The following is an 18524-nucleotide window of genomic DNA, read 5'->3' as shown; positions in this document are numbered from 1 at the left end:
ACCGAAAGATGATATGATATTCGAGGAAATTAGGAGGGATTTTTATGTATGAAGCAAATATTTTGCTCGTTGATGATGAAACAGCAATTTTACAATTACTAACTACCATTCTTGAAAAAGAAGGTTTTTCTCATATTACAACTGCAACATCGGCTGAAATAGCTTTATCTCTCACCGAGCAAAACGATTACGATTTAATTATTTTAGATGTCATGCTTCCTGGACAATCTGGTTTTGATATTTGTCCCATCATTCGCCAGAAAACAGATTGCCCTATCTTCTTCCTCACAGCTAAAACATCTGATTTAGATAAAATATCTGGATTTTCACACGGTGCAGATGATTATATTACGAAGCCATTTAATCCACTTGAAGTAGTAGCTCGTATGAAAGCACAACTCCGTAGACATATGAAACAAGCAGTACCACACGAACAAAAAGCACAATCCAGTTCATTTGGCAGATTTGAAATTGATCGATATTCCGCAGAGCTTACAGTAAATGGACATGTTGTCGAATGTTCCGCCCAGCTATTTCAGCTATTACTCTTCTTTTGCGAGAATCCAAACTATGTATTTTCGAAAGAAGAAATATACGAGAAAGTTTGGGGAGCACCTGCCTATAATGGCGATGATAATACCGTTATGGTCCACATTCGAAAACTACGTGAAAAAATTGAACAAGACCCAAGTAAACCAGAATATATAAAAACCGTTCGCGGGCTTGGCTATAAGTTCATTACAAAGTAGGGTGACGATATGAACTTTAATAAACGACTTATTATCCAGTTTATCATGCAACACGTATTTGTTTTAGTTACATTACTGATTGCTGTAGTAGCTGCATTCACGTATTTAATTTTTCTTGTTACGAGTACTTCATACGAACCGAACATTCCAGATGCTGAAAATTTTATGATTGCAAGATACATTTCTTCAGAAGATGGCGATATTTCGTTAAAAGCTGAAGTAAAAGACTTAATTAAAGAGAAAAATGATTGGATTCAAGTTGTAGAGGAAAACGGAAAAGTTCTCTATCACTTTAATACGCCAAATGACGTACCGACATCTTATACGAAAACATCTTTATTCTCGTATATACAGAATCACATAGAAAGTCCTTATACATTTACATATTGGGAAATTGAATTAGAAGAAAAAAACGTACTTGTTATTTACGGCGGTATGTTAAAAAGCAATGTATTACTGAAAACGATACAGAAAGAGCACCCTTCTGTATCTACAGATTCATTCGCATTAACAGAAGAAGAAAAACAGTTACTTTCTAAAGAAAAGGCTACTCTTCAAATTTTTAATAGTGGGGGCGAAGAAGTATTCTCCTATCCAGATGGAAAGAAAAAACCGTTTTCTGTCATACAAGCTGCTCTTAGCGAAAAGGAACCGTGGAATCATAAAGAAAACACGTCTAGCTTTTACGACACAAATAGCAATCATCTTCTCGTTGTAACTGCCAAAAATGAGTACTACTATCCAGATGATGAAATAGACGATGTATTTGCTAAAAAGTTTCTAATCGGATGCGGATTAATCCTTCTTATCGTATTTGTTTATTTAGTCATTCTTTCTATTTGGTACGGTAATAAATTTGGAAAACCGTTATTACATGCGATGCGCTGGCTTAAAAACATAGCTGGCGGAAAGTATGAAGAGCCCGTTAATAAAAAAGGGAAACCTGTCAGGTTCCGGCGATCTGGTAAAGAAAAATGGTCATTTCGCTTATTTAGTGATGTAACAAATTCACTAGAGCACCTTTCTATTACACTCAAAAAAAATGATGGGATGAGGCAAATATTGCAACAAACACGTGAGGAATGGATTACTGGGCTTACACATGATTTAAAAACACCACTTAGCTCTATATATGGATACGCATTATTACTAGAATCAAAGCAGTACAACTGGACTGATCGTGACATTCAACAATTCGGCAGCGTTATGAAAGAGAAATCGCAATATATGACGACATTAATTGATGACTTAAGCTTAACGTATCAATTAAAAAATAACAGTCTTCCTGCGCAGCACGTAAACATTGAAATGAATCAATTCGTCCAAAAAGTATTATTACAATTCATTAATAATCCAACACTTCAAAATCAAAATATTGAATTCGTACCAAGCTCAAATAAAATTCAATATTTCATTGAAGAAAAATGGTTCCAGCGTATTATCGAAAACTTACTCGTAAACGCTGTAAAACATAATAATGAAACGACAAACGTTATCGTAAAACTTTCACAAAATGAAAATTCATTTACACTCTCTATTTCAGATAACGGCAAAGGAATGGATGATAAAACGAAAGAGCTTCTCTTTGAGCGGTATTATAGAGGAACAAATACAGAAGAAAGCAACATCGGAACGGGACTTGGTCTCGCTATTACGAAACAGCTAGTTCATGCTCATAACGGAACGATTTCGATCGATAGCGAACTAGGAAAAGGAACGACCATTACACTTGTGTTCCCGTTTCATTCGTAGAAAAGGCGCTATGTGGCGTCTTTTCTTATGGGGAAGTTCTTCGGTAAATGAAATCATGTTACTCGCCTTTTATTCTTGCTTATTGCGATAGTTCAGCGGTAAATGAAATTATATCGGCGATTTTCTAAATATATCGTCGCAACTCAAATTATATCGGCGATTTTCAAGAGATATCGACTTGTCGACAAAAACCAACAATACCAGTCTACTTCCCCTACTATACAAAGTAAAAATAAAACTATTAACAAATACATTTCTAAACTGTTATACTATAAATAGAAGTATAAACTAACTAAGTTTTGCATAAAATGAAGTAGACGAGGTGCTTCCAACACCCCGTCACTGCAACTAATTACCGCAAGGTGGAAGGTTGCAACTAAAGCTTATTTGCGCTTAGAAGACTTCCCACGCTTCGCAGGCAGACGGGTGGTCTTCTTTTTGCGCTTTTTTGTCGTTAATTTCTTAAATCCCATAACTATACCTTCTCTAGCTATAGTTTTTGTGATTTCCAACAAAATTTGCAAAAGAAACTCCATACGATTACACCTCCTTTCTCCACAAAATGAAGAAAGGGCATAACCTTCCACCTACAATATTTAATTGCTACTTTATTTTATCATTTTTAAATGTATTGCAGATGAGGCAATACAAATTTAACAATCCACTCGTAAAAATAACCTTTCACAACTTACTATGAAAGGTCACTCCATATTTCAGCTATTTCCCTACTAACACAAACACATTCTCATCAGGCGCTTCCATTACCGCAACATGTCCTGATTCTGTTGGAAATGGTTCGCGAATCCATTTAACATCTTTATTATCTTTTAAACTATCATACGTTTGTTGCACATCTTCTACTAATACTTCGACTTCCATAAAATGAATATCCGGATGATTACTTATTACTAACTCCGAACTTTTCTCATCTGGAAACTTCAATCCTATTAACGTCCAAATAACCCCTTCTTCTAATTCTCTTTCTATAATCCAGTTTTGCTTCATTCCCATTTCTTTATAAAAAGAAACTGATCTTTCTATATCCTTCGTATGTATAGAGACACATTCTAATTTTTTGAACATTCCCCAATCCCCCTTTATAAAAAAGCGAACCATTTCTCAATGACTCGCTCTCAATCTATCATTTTTTCTTCACCGGTATCCAAAGTTCAATTTGAGCGAACTCGCTTTTATCTGCATGGGAACGCTCATCGTATAGTTCAAATTCATTAACGCCGCAATGTTCGTATCCTGAATGCGGGAACCATTCTGAGAATACTGCATTCCACGTTTGATGAATAGACGATACCATTTCTTCATGAGGAACTTTCGGCGTTGTAAATACAGCATATGTCGCTGCTGGGAAAGTACGCTTCACAATTTCATTTGGTACATTTTCAAACCCTGTAACTTCCATTCCGATAATATAAGTGAAGTCGCCCGTTTCTAAATTAAAATCAGTACATAATCCAAGCTCTACCCATTGGCTCGTATCTTTACGATTCGGAATTGTCGTTCCAAGATCTTTCTGTAAATATTCTTGCCAAAATGCTGGGATGTCTTGATGGTTTTTCCCTTCTTTACTTGTCGTCTTCAGTTCATAACCTGCCATTAAAAATTCTGGTTTATTTACAATACGATATTCCATTTGTATGCCTCCTAAATACGGATTTAATTTTCTTTGCTTTACATTCACGCTGTGATACATTGGCGTTTCAATTTCTTGTTTTCGATATTCACTCGGTGTCATTTGAAATAATTTTTTAAAGGCTCTCGTGAACGTTTCGTGAGATTGAAAGCCATGCTCAAATGCGATATCAATAACTTTTTCATCCGTATGAGAAAGTTGATAAGCTGCCCGGGCTAACCTCCTCTTTCGAACATACTCCATTACTGTATCACCTACTAACGCCTGAAATACACGATGAAAATGCGACTCAGAAAAACCTGCAATACGCGCTAAATTATGCAGCGTCTGTTTTTCCATTACATCTTCCTCAATATAATCAATTGACCTTTGAATTTGTGTTTCATAGCTTTCCATCTCTGTTCACCCGCCTTATATGTATTATGATAAAAGAGAATCCTATCCAATTCTTGACGTTTTTTACTATAATTCCATAAAAAATTGTAACTTTTTTATATGTATTTCGTTGTTATGTATGAAGGGAGGGAAATGTAGTGAAACGCAAACAATCATTAGAAGACATTTACTCCGAGCATATGCAAGATTTATTTCGCTATCTTCTCTCCCTAACCGGAGATTCCCACTATGCGGAAGATCTCATGCAAGAAACGTTTTACCGAATGCTCATCCATATTGACTATTATAAAGGAGAAGAAATTAGGCCATGGTTATTTACGATTGCCTACAACGCCTTTATCGATTGGTATCGAAAAGAAAAAAGATATAAAACAACGACAGTTAAAGAATTCCATTTACCAAACGTGCCAAGTACAGAGCACTCTTATTTTATAAAACATGAGATTGCTAGTTGGTTAGACAGTTTATCTTCTCTTCCGCCCGAAAGACGAAATATTCTGTTACTACGAGATTACTACGGATTCTCTTATAAAGAAATAGCAGAAATGACTGGTCTCTCATTAGCAAAAGTGAAAATTGAATTACACAGGGGACGAAAAGAAACGAAAAACATAAAGGAGTGATACAGATGGGTTGTACAGCATTTAAAAAACTATGGGAGAAGTACGAAAACGGAACGCTCACGCATGATGAACAAGAACTGTTAGAAAATCATATTGAGACATGTGAAGAATGTGAAGCTTACTTAGATGCGTTGCTTTCGAAGAGTGAATCAATAAAGAAAAGACTACCACCACAAAATTTGAAACTCCCGTTTTGGAAAATAAAATGGAAACAGCGTTGGCAAACCGTTAGTTTTGTCCTTGCTGTTTGTATAGCAATCTATTTTGTTGGTCATTTTTCATCTTCTTTTTACTTCTATAATATGAAAAAATTAAATGAAGTAGATGAGATTCCAGCACTCGCACTAGAAGCAACAATGCCAAATAGCCGTTACGCTGGAGGAAGTACGAAGGTTAAACCCTTCTTCCGTACAGAAAATGAAATGAATTTATATAAAACGGTCGGCAAAAAAGAATTTCCGATTGGTACAGTAACAACGCGTAGTTTCTTATCATCTGTAACTGCCACAAATCCATCTTGGGAAAATAAACCCTATTTAAAAAAACTTTCCTTTGTTCATCCAAAAATCAAGGAAGAAGCTTCTTTGAAAGAATCATCTAAAAAAGTTTGGGATACACTTGGAAAGATACATGAGGGGACCGTTGCAGAAGTAGCAATATCTTTCGATAAAGCTTACACTTTACAAGAAGTAGAATCCATTCTATATAGTGCATTTGAAGCACAAGAAATGCCGCCAACTCCTTTATGGTACGCTTTAGAAACAGGACAAGAAAGAATAAATGAAGACGATTTTATCTTGCATAGCGGAGAGGTTATCGGATTTCGAGAACATATAGATCTTCCTGATAGTGAAGCCGAACAACCGAAGACAAAAGAAGATCAAGTAATCGAAATGATGCGCATTCTTTCTGAACATAAAAAAACTGTGAGTGAAGCTACTCGGACTCGTGAAAAAGACCTGAACTTAGATAAGCGCTATCAGTATGTAAAAGATAACGGCGTTAAAGTATACGGCATGGTCATTACTGGCCCGTCGAAAGAATTATTAAAATTACAAAACTCGTCGCACGTTCGTTATGTGACTCTTGGGGATATTGAGGTTTGGAATTGGTTTGATTATTAATGAGGAAAAGGAGAGCAAAGATATGCTCTCCTTTTTAATCTGAAATCACTTTCACATACATCCCTCTCACCGCTTTTTCATAAGCGACCTCGCTCATCTGTCTTATTTTTTCCGACACAACAGACGATGAAACAACTTCACCTTCACGAAGTAATGGAGGATCAATGAGTCGGACTTTATTTTTCTGATACAAATCATAATCGTTTCTATTTTCTTTTACGTTTACATTCGGATGAACTTTTCTTAATAAAGCATGTACTTCTGAATCAGTACATTGCTGCAATTTAGAAATAAGCTGATCATCTTCAAGAAGAAAATCATCTGCATGAATAACCGTTTTATGAAGAGCTAATTTTAACGTCTTAGCTAACATATCGTTTCCGTAAATATTGATTGGTTTCATAAAGAAATCGATTACTTCTTTATAATACGTCTTTGTAAACCACTCTGCCATTTCGATACTTTGCAGAACCATTTTCCCATCTACTGCAATGACATCCTCTAAAAAACTGTGAACTTCTTCTAAAGAAACATACCCATATGTATACATATCTCGTAACGTATAATCCACTCTGTCTGCGCATAATTCTGGTGCTGACCTTTCGAGTAACATCCATTTTGAATCATCTAACAAAATATCTTCATAGTTATAACCATACTTTGAAAGAATCGCTGGAATTTCTGAGTTTTTCACAACAGAACTAAATATCTCTTCATGATAACTTTCACCCTCATTATGAAAAACATAATCAATCACGTGGGAAAAAGCAGTATGTGATACGTCATGCAGTAAACCTGCAATTTGTTCTTCTACTGAACCACCTAGTTTTTTCACTAACAACATAACACCAACTGAATGATCAAAGCGCGTTACATTCCATTTCTCATTTATTAAGTAGCTTGCACCATTTTGATGAATACCTTTTAGTCTTTGCACAGACTTACTTACAATTAATTCTTCTAACACTTGATCCACTTCAAACTCACCGTATAGCACATCTGATATAACCACTTATAATCCCCCTTTATTTCAGCAGCGTCTTTTAATCGTACCTTTTTTATGAAATCGACATCAATATAAATATTAAATTCAAATATAATAATGTTATACATGTCTGTTATTTCTTTTAATTCATTTGTTTTTATTAAGTGCTCCTTATATGGAGCCTTTTTTTATTGAAAAATATGGGGACTTTCATTCCAAATCGTGAACAGGACGCTATAAATAGAAACGTACATATTCCGGCGATGAAAAGGATAATATTGCCAGTTTCATTCTTCTTTGATTTAATACAAGTATGGCCGTTAAGGGAAAGAGGGGAAACATGAAAAAGATTTTCTTCACCATTCTATTCATCATTATTGTATTCATTAGTTTAGGATATTGGAAATTCTTCACTTTATCTGGGGTTTCAGGCGGTGAAAAGATTCAATCCATACACTCGCCAGATAAAACGTATACTTTACATATATACAGACATAATGGCGGCGCAACGACTAGTTTTGCTATAAGAGGAGAGCTTATAGCAAATAATAAAAAATTTATGAACACGAAAAATATATACTGGAATTATCGTGAAGAAGATGCAACTGTACAATGGTTAGACGATCATACAGTAATGATTAATAATCATAAATTACATGTAGAGACGGACACGTATGATTTTAGAAAAAATGAAAGAGAAAAGGACTGACATTTATCAGTCAGCCCTTTTCTCTTTATCCCTCTATTCAAACGTAACTTCCACCTGCACAATCTCAGATCTACTTCCCAGTCTTAATGGCGGTCCCCAGAATCCGAAACCAGAAGAAACAATCGCGTGGAATGCACCTTTTTGTGCGTATCCCCAGTCTAATTCGTACATTCTTCTCGTTACGATATGATTCGGCGCCATTTGTCCGCGGTGCGTGTGACCTGATAATAGTAAATCAACACCCGCCTCCGCTGCTTGTTTCAACTCGAATGGTTGATGATCCATTGCAATAACTGGCATAGATTTATCTACCGTACTCATTAGATTTTCAAAGCTTTGACGATCTCGCTCTGTTTTATCTCTTCTTCCGACGAGGTAAAATTGATCTTCAATTGTAATCACTTCATCTAACAGAATACGAATATCAATCTTGTCCATCTCTTGTAAAAATTCAGGAACTGCTCGTCCGTAATATTCGTGGTTTCCTAACACACCATATACGCCTAGTGGAGCTTTCATTTGTTTCATAATTGGTCCCATATTTTTTTGAATGAACACACCTGGATGATCATCGATAATATCTCCTGGCAGTAAAATAATATCAGGCTCCATCTCATTTACATGACGGACAAGTCTTTTTAAATGCGAAACGCCAGATAATTTACCGAAATGCATATCAGAAGCCATCGCAATGCGTAAGCTTTTACGTCCCTCTACTTTTTTCGGTATGTGCACCTCGTACTTTCTAAATACTGGGCTATATGCGTTGAATACTCCATATGCAAAAATAAAGATAAACGCAAGTAACACGGCCGTTCCTGTCCAAATAATTGCCGCTTCTTTCTCCACTGAAAACTGTAAAAGAAAGACCGTAATATTTGCTAACGGCAACAGCATAAGCGCATATTGTATGACAGCAAACCAAATTGAACCTATCGTTCGTAGAAATGGCAAGAACTTAAACACTTGCACGAGAATGTACGCATATGAAATAAAACCGACTACGAAAGCGTAATATCCCCAAGATTCCCAGCCAAACACCGCATGAAGCCAAATCCAACCGTTCCAGCCGATGTAAAACATGAGTAATGTGTATACAATTAACATAGTAAATATATTGAAATAACGAAGATTTTTCACAGTCAGCCTCCTTCTTAATTTCTTCTATTATATCTTGTTATGCACGTTTAACGTAAATATTAAGCACAGCAATCTTCACAATAAAAACCTCTAACTGCTAGATGCAAACCTAACAATTAGAGGTGCAATTCAAAACAAAATTACTTTTACAGATTTTCGTTATAGAAACTTGTTAATTTTTCAACTGCAATTTTTACTGGTTCTGGTTGGTCATATAAATCGTAATGACTCGCACCTTCCACAACAAGTAAATCTTTTTTCTCTGAAGCTGCTTTCTTATACAGCTCATGACCATCTTTATAAGAACCGAATGCGCCTTGCTTGCTGCCAACAATAATTTGTAACGGCTGTGTTAATAATATATCTGCTAAATGGAACGCATCAAAACCAATTACCGATCCCATGCTCGTAAAGTTTAACTTATTTGGAGAGTTAACACTTTGCCCACGCGGTGTTGTATAATACTCAACTGCTTCTACAATATCTATATCGGTCATACCTGCCGCCTTTAATTCCTCCTCATTTTTAGGAATCCAGTTCGTAATCATTGCCTCTGCTCCGCGTGCTTCAGCAGTACGTTGTTTACCAATCGCCTCTAACACCCCAATCGGGTCCGCTTCACGATTTAATCGGCCGATATTTGCACCAACAACTGTGCCAACTGCTTTAATACGGCGCTCTGTCATTGCGGCATTTACCGCATAACCACCGCCCGCACAAACGCCTAACACACCGATACGTTCTTCATCTATATAAGAAAGAGTAGTCAAATAATCTACCGCTGAGCGAATATCTTCAACGCGCGCAGCTGGTTCTTCCATATATCTCGGTGTCCCTTCACTTTCACCTTGATACGATGCATCAAACGCAAGCGTTACATAGCCTTGTTCTGCTAATTTCTCTGCATATAATCCTGCCGTTTGATCTTTACAGCTACTACCTGGATGCACACAAACAATCGCTGCATTTTGTTTCTTTTCCTCAGCACCTACAGGAATATTTAAAATACCTGCAACTCGTAATCCTCTTGCATAAAAACGTACATTTCTCTTCGTAACTGCCATATATAAAACCACCCTTACTTTATTTTCATTTTACACTTGTGAGAGTTAATACTCACGTGTATATTTATAATAAAGCGAGCAACCACTTGTTTCAATGACCACATTTACGCATTTGGGTGATAATACACACATAACGAAATATGTGCATCAATAACGGAGGAACACCATATGGAGAAAATCGATAGAAGAATTATAAAATCACAAAACGCCATTCAATCCGCATTTATCGAAATGTTAATTGAAGATGGCTTTGATGAAATTACAGTAAAAAACATTACAGAAAAAGCGAACATCGGAAGAAAAACTTTCTACCTACACTACCTAGATAAATACAATTTATTAGATAAAATTGTGGACGACCATTTAAATCAATTAAGAGAAATATGCGATATAAAACAAACAAAAGGCTATATAGAAGGAACTGTCATATGGTTTGAATACTTCAAAGAACACAAACCATTTTTCGCAGCTTTATTTAAAAGCAACAGCACATTATCATTTCAGAAAAAGTTCCTAACGTTCATCATGGGTGAACTAGAGAAAAAACTAAACACAAATACGTCAGTAAATAAAAACATTGATACACACATCGTTTTAAAATTTTTAGGAACAGCTGTCATGGGCATTTTGGAATCTTACGTGTTGGATGAGATTGATAATGATGTTGAGTACGTTGCGATGCAAGTTGGGGAGTTGATGAAGAGGAATATATAAACAATACAGCAGCGATTCTCTTGATAAGGATTCTAAAATTTCATTATCCAAAACTCAACTATGCAATTCTGCATATGCATCCCTTCCGTTTTATTTTCATGTTACGATATAAACGAAATACGACATATATCGACAAAAAAATAAAAGGTAGTGATTGCATGAAACGTTCTAAAACATATTTAAAATGCTTAGCATTATCCACTGTTTTTGCTAGTATCGCTTTAACCCTTTCAACACCGGCTGCTTACGCTCAAACGACATCACAAGTTGTAACAGATATCGGGCAAAATGCAAAAACACATACAAGCTATAATACATTTAATAATAATCAAACTGATAATATGACAATGTCTTTAAAGGTAACTTTTATTGATGATCCAAGCGCTGATAAACAGATTGCTGTTATTAATACAACTGGTAGTTTTCTAAAAGCAAACCCTACTATAAGTAGTGCGCCTATTGATAACTATCCAATCCCTGGCGCTAGTGCAACATTACGCTATCCTTCACAGTATGATATTGCATTTAACCTTCAAGATAACAGCGCTCGTTTCTTTAACGTAGCCCCTACAAATGCTGTAGAAGAAACGACTGTAACATCTAGTGTATCATATCAACTTGGCGGTTCTGTTAAAGCTTCTGCAACGCCAAATGGGCCTAGCGCTGAAGCTGGCGCAACTGGTCAAATCACTTGGTCTGACTCTGTAAGCTATAAACAAACAAGTTATAAAACAAACTTAATTGACCAAACAAATAAAAACGTAAAATGGAACGTATTCTTTAACGGGTATAACAACCAAAACTGGGGTATCTACACACGTGATTCCTACCATTCTTTATACGGAAACCAACTGTTCATGTACTCTCGCACATACCTATATGAATCTGATGCAAAAGGTAATTTAATACCGATGAATCAACTTCCAGCACTAACAAATAGCGGTTTCTCACCTGGTATGATTGCTGTTGTCATCTCTGAAAAAAATACAGACCAATCTAACTTACAAGTCGCTTATACAAAACACGCCGACGACTACCAACTTCGTCCAGGCTTCACATTCGGAACTGCAAACTGGGTTGGAAACAACGTAAAAGACGTTGATCAAAAAACATTTAATAAATCATTCACATTAGATTGGAAGAATAAGAAATTAGTTGAGAAAAAATAAAGAAAACCGAACCGCCATTTAGATGGTGGTTCGGTTTTTTATGTGAACAACAAACTTTTCATTTCTTTTAGGTAAAAATATACAATATTCATTTTTTCGTAACACAATCATCCTTATCCCCCGAATGAATATCTACTGATAAAATATATTATGTTATTGTACTGCTTCCGCGCGGCTTACCTCTTCACCTGGAACCCAGCCCTTATCTGCTCCAACTGAAATATTTTCTTGAATTAAACTATTAACATACTTCGCACCCCAATAATTTTTTAAGCAGCACATTTTTAGTAGTTTTATATTTTCATTTGTTTGCTCTTTATAAGTTTTAAAAATAACATCATATGTATCAGCTACTTTTATATGAATATACGCAACACAACCAACAAATTGATAATAATTATCAACTAAATACAAAAAATATCATTTCCTGCACAAATACGCCTTCCGCTCATTTTTAAAAAGTAAATAATGTGCCGTATGAACTTTCCGTTCTAAATAATCGATAGAATACGAGCTTGATGGATCAACTAAATCACCTATCGCACCTGAAAGATGATCAATGACTTGCTGCAGTATTTCTAAGTTTTTCTTTTCACTTTCAGAATTCATTTCATCCATAATGTCACAAATAAGGTATTGAACTCGCCGCAAACGTAATTCCTTCTGCTCCACTTATATCTCCTCCTTATTAGTCATATTACGCTTTAAATATATGGGGTTATAGCTTAACCAATTCTAAAAAGTACAAAGGCAACCATCTTCATAAAGATGGTTGCCCCTACTTTTATACTTGCATCGCTTTTTCTCTCAAAGCTCTTCTTAACAGTTTACCTGTCGTATTCTTTGGTAATTCTGTTAAAAACTCGATACTCTTTGGTACTTTATATTTCGCTAAATGTAACGTGCAATAATGCATAAGTTCCTCTTCTGTTACGTTAGCTTGTTTCAAAACGACGTAAGCTCGCACTGCTTCTCCTAAGTTTTCATCAGGAACGCCAATTACGACAACTTCTGCTACAGATTCGTGTGTGTACAATACTTCCTCTACTTCACGAGGGTATACGTTATAACCACCAACTAGGACGATATCTTTTTTGCGATCAACGATATAGAAGTAACCTTCTTCATCCCTTTTCGCTAAGTCTCCTGTATACAGCCAGCCTTCTTTTAATGTCGCTGCTGTATCTTCTGGTGCGTTATAGTATCCTTTCATAACGTTAGGACCGCGAACAATTAATTCACCGACTGCACCAACAGGTACTTCTTCCCCAAGTTCGTTCACAATTTTATTTTCTACATGCCAAATATTTGTACCGATCGACCCTGGTTTACGCGGACGATCGAGCGGGTTAAAACAAGTTACTGGTGATGCTTCTGATAAACCATATCCTTCTGAAACGATAACGTCAAAACGTTTTTCAAAGTTTTGCAGAAGAGCAACAGGCATGGATGCACCACCTGAAATACAAAGGCGAAGCGTCTTCACATCTTCTGCGCTTGCTTCTTCAAATAAATATAAATAATTGTACATCGTCGGTACACCAGCAAAAATCGTTGGTTCGTACGTGCGACAAATACGGAATACTTCTTTCGGACTAAATTTTGGTAACATTAAAATAGTCGCTCCGTTCACAATCGGTGCATTGACCGCCACTGTTAAACAAAATACATGGAACATCGGCAGTGCTGCAACGACGCGGTCATCAGCCGTATATTGTAAATACGAAGCAACATCGCTCGCATTACTATATAAATTTTTATGTGTTAACATAGCGCCTTTCGGTTTTCCAGTTGTACCTGAAGTGTATAGAATAACCGCTACATCTTCTTCATCTAGCTCTGGGCCTTCGTAAGTTACATCTCCAGCCCCTATCATTCTGGTAAACGTTTTCATTTTTTTGGTTTCTGTATGATTAAAATCTGATGAGGTTTCGCATATGATGATGTTTTCAAGTGAAGGAAGTCTTGTTGTAAGAGATTGTATAACAGGTAGAAGGACGTCGAGTACGATGATTGTTTTTACATCTCCATTTTGTAAAATGTAATGCATTTCGTCTGCTGTATAAATTGGATTAACTGGAATAACAGTTGCTCCAGCTTTCATTGTTCCATATAAACCGACCAAAAAATGTGGTGAGTTTCCAACAACTAATGCGACATTGTCCCCTTTTCCAATGCCCATTGCTGCTAAATTGCTAGAAAACCTTGTGACCATTTTGTTTAATTGGTCATACGAGACCGACTGATCCATAAATATATAAGCCGGTTTATCCCCCTTCTTTTTCGCCGTTTCAGCCAAAGATTGAACGAGATTCACATAAACCCCACCTTTATAAAATTTAGAATATTTAAAAATTCTAAATTAATTATATTAAAAGAAAATTGAAGTGGCAAGTGTTATTCCATTAACTGCATATACACAGCTCACCTCCTCTTCGTTTACTTTGGAAGGATAAGGGAATTTTATTTGTTAGCACACTATGAAATGAGTGGTAAAATCATTTCAGGATAATATGCATTCATCTTTTCTTTCAGCATTGCAAGTTCTTCTTTATTTAAGCTCGTATACTCCCCGTACAAGTTAAGAACGTCCGCTCCATCTTCATGAAAAAACAATGTAACATATAACGTCGGTAACCCGGTATTGTCCTGATCTATCGAAAAGACAAGATCTGGTGTTTTATTCACCGTACTAAACGTTTCATTTCTTTTCCATTTCTTATTTTGAAACATAGTTTGTATATCAGCTATCTTTCGTCTGTTATCTGTATGCGTAAAATATATAACATTATCTTTCGCTGGCTTTCCAATAGATAAAAGTGTGCGACTTGAGGACGTTTCATCGTTACAAGCTGTCATTCCGATAACGAAACTGAGTAGTAATACAACGTACATTACCCTCTTCATTTCAATCCGCCTCCTTTTGAATATATATACTCCTTTATGTGAGGCAAATGTCCTGTGATTTTATGGTATATAAAATTATATCGGCGATTTTTCAGATATATCAGCGCAACTCAATTTATATCAGCGATTTTCCAAATATATCGACCGCAACTCGAAATATATCAGCGATTTTTCTAATATATCGACTTACCGACAAAACGCGATAATTTACGCAAAAAAAGAGGCTGTCCATTACGGCAGCCTCCCTTATTTTTAGAAGAATAAATGTAAGAAATCTTCTGTTGTAATATTGCCGAAGTAGCGTTTAATATCTACGCCTTCTAAAGCTGCAGTGAATGCATCTTTATCAAATTGTACACCTGTTAGACGCTCTTCAATGTCATGCACATCTAATGAACCGAAGAAATCACCGTAAATTTTACATTCTGTTACTGTCCCTTTTTTCACTTCAAGACGAACGTCAACTTGTCCAACTGGGAAGCGGTGTGAATGTTGTAAGTTGAACTTCGGAGATTTTCCGTAGTTCCAGTCCCAATTTTGGTAGCGCTCTTCAGAAAGTTTATGAATTGCTTTCCAATCCTCTTCTGTTAATTCGTACGTTGGAATTTCTGTTTCTCCTTCGAAAATTGTTTCTAGAAGAAGTTGTCTAAACTCTTCTGTCGTCATTTTTTCGTTTAGGAACTCTGTAATGTTCGCAACGCGGCTACGGATTGATTTAATACCTTTTGATTGAATTTTATCCATTTTTACTTTTAACGCTGATACGACGTGATCGATTTCAGAGTCAAATAGTAACGTACCGTGACTGAACATACGACCTTTCGTTGAGAACTGCGCATTACCTGAAATTTTTCTGCCTTCAGCTAAAATGTCGTTACGACCACTTAGTTCTGCATTTACACCTAATTTACCAAGTGCTTTCGTTACAGGCTCTGTGAATTTTTTGAAATTGCTGAAACTGTCTCCATCATCTTTCGTAATAAAGCTGAAGTTTAAGTTTCCTAAATCGTGATATACTGCGCCTCCGCCTGATAGACGACGAACGACATGAATCCCTTTTTCTTTTACGTAATCCGCATTAATTTCTTCTACTGTGTTTTGGTTTTTACCAATGATAATCGAAGGTTCATTAATGTAGAACAGTAAATATGTTTCGTTAATATCTAAATTCTTCACACAATATTCTTCGATTGCTAAGTTTATTCTAGGATCTGTAATCCCTTTATTATCAATAAATAACATCGTATCACCTCATGAGTTCCATACGTAGCCACTATGCGCTAGCGAAATATGGCCACTGAAAATTTGTTTTGCTTCTGTTACTAAATCAGATTGGTTGCCTGTATGCGGTAAGTGCGTTAATAGAAGTTCTTTTACATTTGCATCCTTCGCAATACTTGCCACTTCTGTACTATTCATATGCCCTGCTTTTGCCGCTTCTTGATGTGCATACATATTACACTCACAAATGAAAAGATCAGCATCTTTTGTGAATGGAATAAATTCAGGAATATAACTGGAATCCGCGCTATATACTACAGCGTCACTACCAGCTGTAATACGCATCGCAAAGCATGTAACAGGATGAACAGTTTTTAAGAATGAAATCGAGAACGGTCCAACTTGAAGTGTTTCTTCTGGATTGTACGCGATTCCTTTCGTATGCGGTTCATGCGTTAAAGAATGGAATCCATTCTCGTCAAACGTATGACCGTATATTGGTAATTCCGGTAGTTGCCCTTTTGTCGCACTCGTAATTAATCTCGCATATTGCAATACCCCAATGTCTGCAACATGATCGTGATGATAGTGCGAAAGTACAACTGCATCTATATCAGATGGTGTTATATATTTTTGAAGCTGTGCTAGTACACCACTACCACAGTCTACAAGTAAACGAAAACCATCGTGTTCAAACAAATACCCCGACGTTGCTTCTCCCGCTTCTGGAAAGCCGCCCCAAAAGCCGACAACAGTCATTTTCATATGTATCCATCCTTTCTAAAACCGAGTAGGAATGCATGTTTCACTTACATTCTACATTGTTAACTATAATCCATTTCCTAAACTTTTTCATTAATTTTCAATTTTGTTATAAAACAGTTGTTGACTTTTATTTTTTGTACTAATACAATGATAGTAAGAAATGGAAATGGAGGGATTGACATGATCGATCAACCAATGGAGTTCTTCAGAAATTTACCGACGAAAACTTGTGCACATTGCGGGAAAGAAATTGATGAGCAGCACGAAGCATACCATAACAAATGTGACGATTGCGTTCACGAAGAATAGTAGTTTGTGAACAGAAAAAAACCTAGCAGACATAGTCTACTAGGCTAATAACATCGTATCCTTCATCGTTGAACCTTTCACCAAGAGCTCCAGTTCAAACTCATACAATTCTTTTTTTCGATAATTTTTCGTATGGATTTTATCCATCATCAGGTCGACAACTTTTCGGGCCATCTCATCGATTGGCTGTTCAATTGTCGTAATACCTGGCTCTGTAATCTGTGATAAAATTTGATTATCAAAACCGATAACAGCGAGATCATCTGGAATGCTCCAGTCATGGCGTTTCGCCTCTGAAATAATTCCAGCTGCTACTTCATCGCCTCCTGCCAAAATCGCGGTAGGATTTTTTTTGTCCTTTAATACTTCATGGAATATGCGCTTTCCGTCCTCCCAAGAGAAAGCGTTTTCAAGAAAATCGATCGCTTCTACTTGGCGGCTCTTCTCCGTTATGGCACGTAAAAAGCCCATTTTTCGCTGTTGACTAACAACTTTGGTTTCGTTTCCACGGCAAAAAATAAGATTACGATATCCTTGTTCTAACACATGCTTAGCAGCTATGTATGCTCCTTGCGCATGATCAAACTTCACTGTCGGAACATTTGCTTCTTCAATATATTCATTACATAACACGATTGGACCGTGCTGTAAGTATGGCTCTACATCTTCCCACGGATTTTCTAGTGAACATAGAATAATCCCATCTACTTGTTTCGTAGATAATAATTGTAAATACTCCATCTCTTTTTCCGGTAAATATCTTGTTTGACAAATAATCAGTTTATATTTATGTTCAGAAGCAGCAATCTCGATTGCTTCGATAAATCTACTGAAGAAAGGATTTGTAATCCTTGGAACTAGCACCGCAATTGTTTCCGTCTTTTGTTTACGAAGCCTTCTCGCCGCAGAATTAGGAACGAAGCCTAAATGCTTCATTGCTAATTGAACCCTTTTTTTCTTCTCATCTGAAACATATGGATGATTATTAATCACCCTAGAAACCGTTGTCCTTGATAACCCCGCTAATTTCGCCACGTCCTCTATAGTCGACACGAAATTCTCCCCCTTTGCATGAAAACGTTTTCTTAAACTGATTATATAGTATATTATTGGAAACTGCAACATGGGTTGTTATGATTTTACTATATTAATATTATACATAGGGAAAAGTATGTTAATGGGAAGGAAATTTATATTAGTTTTAGAAGTTTACAGAAGGCATATTTATTAAAAATAAAAGGAGATATTT

The 18524-nt window shown here is 36.2% G+C and carries 21 protein-coding genes; 8 read left to right on the top strand and 13 right to left on the bottom strand.

The annotated features are described in order from the left end of the window. Positions 1-44 precede the first annotated feature (44 nt). Positions 45-749, top strand: coding sequence for a response regulator transcription factor (locus tag AC3WVA_RS09670; RefSeq protein WP_097908052.1), 705 nt, complete (start codon positions 45-47; stop codon positions 747-749). Positions 750-758: 9 nt separating this feature from the next. After that, the gene (locus AC3WVA_RS09665) at positions 759-2501 is read left to right on the top strand and encodes a sensor histidine kinase (protein ID WP_098344776.1); all 1743 of its coding nucleotides are present in this window, start codon (positions 759-761) and stop codon (positions 2499-2501) included. 383 nt (positions 2502-2884) lie between these two features. On the opposite strand, the gene AC3WVA_RS09660 is transcribed toward AC3WVA_RS09665, so the two are convergent. From AC3WVA_RS09660 to AC3WVA_RS09650, 3 genes are all read right to left on the bottom strand, one after another. Continuing rightward, positions 2885-3037, bottom strand: a complete 153-nt coding sequence (locus tag AC3WVA_RS09660; RefSeq protein ID WP_000394952.1) for a hypothetical protein — start codon at positions 3035-3037, stop codon at positions 2885-2887. A 181-nt stretch (positions 3038-3218) separates the two neighbouring features. Further along, the gene (locus tag AC3WVA_RS09655; protein WP_098344777.1) at positions 3219-3584 is read right to left on the bottom strand and encodes a VOC family protein; all 366 of its coding nucleotides are present in this window, start codon (positions 3582-3584) and stop codon (positions 3219-3221) included. Positions 3585-3642: 58 nt separating this feature from the next. Beyond that, the gene (locus tag AC3WVA_RS09650; protein ID WP_098521063.1) at positions 3643-4545 is read right to left on the bottom strand and encodes an AraC family transcriptional regulator; all 903 of its coding nucleotides are present in this window, start codon (positions 4543-4545) and stop codon (positions 3643-3645) included. Positions 4546-4682: 137 nt separating this feature from the next. On the opposite strand from AC3WVA_RS09650, the gene AC3WVA_RS09645 reads away from it, so the two are divergent. Together AC3WVA_RS09645 and AC3WVA_RS09640 are read left to right on the top strand one after the other, a co-directional pair. Continuing rightward, the gene (locus AC3WVA_RS09645) at positions 4683-5168 is read left to right on the top strand and encodes an RNA polymerase sigma factor (protein WP_098521062.1); all 486 of its coding nucleotides are present in this window, start codon (positions 4683-4685) and stop codon (positions 5166-5168) included. 5 nt (positions 5169-5173) lie between these two features. After that, a complete protein-coding gene (locus AC3WVA_RS09640) occupies positions 5174-6292 on the top strand; it encodes an anti-sigma factor (protein ID WP_098521061.1) in 1119 nt (372 codons plus the stop codon). Between the two features lie 34 nt (positions 6293-6326). Here the strand turns inward: AC3WVA_RS09640 and AC3WVA_RS09635 are convergent, their stop codons facing one another. Continuing rightward, the gene (locus AC3WVA_RS09635; RefSeq protein ID WP_098521060.1) at positions 6327-7304 is read right to left on the bottom strand and encodes an HD domain-containing protein; all 978 of its coding nucleotides are present in this window, start codon (positions 7302-7304) and stop codon (positions 6327-6329) included. Between the two features lie 313 nt (positions 7305-7617). Here AC3WVA_RS09635 and AC3WVA_RS09630 point away from each other — a divergent pair, with 313 nt between their 5' ends. Then, positions 7618-7986: a DUF5412 family protein gene (locus AC3WVA_RS09630; protein ID WP_098344780.1), complete on the top strand. Its 369-nt coding sequence runs from the start codon at positions 7618-7620 to the stop codon at positions 7984-7986. 33 nt (positions 7987-8019) lie between these two features. Here AC3WVA_RS09630 and AC3WVA_RS09625 read toward each other — a convergent pair whose 3' ends face one another. Further along, positions 8020-9126: a metallophosphoesterase gene (locus AC3WVA_RS09625; RefSeq protein ID WP_492321879.1), complete on the bottom strand. Its 1107-nt coding sequence runs from the start codon at positions 9124-9126 to the stop codon at positions 8020-8022. Between the two features lie 146 nt (positions 9127-9272). Continuing rightward, entirely contained in the window at positions 9273-10190 is a 918-nt protein-coding gene (locus AC3WVA_RS09620; RefSeq protein ID WP_098521058.1) for an alpha/beta hydrolase, read from the bottom strand. A gap of 168 nt (positions 10191-10358) precedes the next feature. Here AC3WVA_RS09620 and AC3WVA_RS09615 point away from each other — a divergent pair, with 168 nt between their 5' ends. Next, entirely contained in the window at positions 10359-10904 is a 546-nt protein-coding gene (locus tag AC3WVA_RS09615) for a TetR/AcrR family transcriptional regulator (protein ID WP_098521057.1), read from the top strand. Between the two features lie 158 nt (positions 10905-11062). Next, entirely contained in the window at positions 11063-12073 is a 1011-nt protein-coding gene (cytK2, locus tag AC3WVA_RS09610) for a beta-channel forming cytolysin CytK2 (protein WP_195756375.1), read from the top strand. A 153-nt stretch (positions 12074-12226) separates the two neighbouring features. On the opposite strand, the gene AC3WVA_RS09605 is transcribed toward cytK2, so the two are convergent. The 6 genes from AC3WVA_RS09605 to AC3WVA_RS09580 form a co-directional block, all read right to left on the bottom strand. Then, the gene (locus tag AC3WVA_RS09605; RefSeq protein ID WP_098521055.1) at positions 12227-12487 is read right to left on the bottom strand and encodes a hypothetical protein; all 261 of its coding nucleotides are present in this window, start codon (positions 12485-12487) and stop codon (positions 12227-12229) included. Between the two features lie 6 nt (positions 12488-12493). Then, entirely contained in the window at positions 12494-12745 is a 252-nt protein-coding gene (locus tag AC3WVA_RS09600; protein WP_048526595.1) for a hypothetical protein, read from the bottom strand. A 112-nt stretch (positions 12746-12857) separates the two neighbouring features. Then, entirely contained in the window at positions 12858-14390 is a 1533-nt protein-coding gene (locus AC3WVA_RS09595; RefSeq protein WP_429603883.1) for a fatty acid--CoA ligase family protein, read from the bottom strand. 161 nt (positions 14391-14551) lie between these two features. After that, complete coding sequence (locus AC3WVA_RS09590) at positions 14552-14980, bottom strand: hypothetical protein (RefSeq protein WP_429603881.1); 429 nt, start codon at positions 14978-14980, stop codon at positions 14552-14554. A 252-nt stretch (positions 14981-15232) separates the two neighbouring features. Continuing rightward, on the bottom strand, positions 15233-16222 hold the full coding sequence (gene lplA, locus AC3WVA_RS09585) for a lipoate--protein ligase (RefSeq protein WP_098521052.1): 990 nt from the start codon (positions 16220-16222) through the stop codon (positions 15233-15235). A gap of 9 nt (positions 16223-16231) precedes the next feature. After that, positions 16232-16966, bottom strand: coding sequence for an MBL fold metallo-hydrolase (locus AC3WVA_RS09580; RefSeq protein ID WP_429603879.1), 735 nt, complete (start codon positions 16964-16966; stop codon positions 16232-16234). Between the two features lie 180 nt (positions 16967-17146). Here AC3WVA_RS09580 and yhfH point away from each other — a divergent pair, with 180 nt between their 5' ends. Beyond that, the gene (yhfH, locus tag AC3WVA_RS09575; protein ID WP_000567010.1) at positions 17147-17275 is read left to right on the top strand and encodes a protein YhfH; all 129 of its coding nucleotides are present in this window, start codon (positions 17147-17149) and stop codon (positions 17273-17275) included. Between the two features lie 39 nt (positions 17276-17314). Here the strand turns inward: yhfH and AC3WVA_RS09570 are convergent, their stop codons facing one another. Next, positions 17315-18328 carry a LacI family DNA-binding transcriptional regulator gene (locus AC3WVA_RS09570; RefSeq protein WP_000103726.1) on the bottom strand — a complete coding sequence of 338 codons (1014 nt, stop codon included), beginning with the start codon at positions 18326-18328 and terminating at the stop codon, positions 17315-17317. Positions 18329-18524 lie beyond the last annotated feature (196 nt).

The sequence above is a fragment of the Bacillus sp. EB106-04-02-XG92 genome (genome assembly GCF_058791995.1).
Note: the sequence above shows the minus strand (reverse complement) of the source record. Positions and strands in the feature narration are given on the sequence as shown.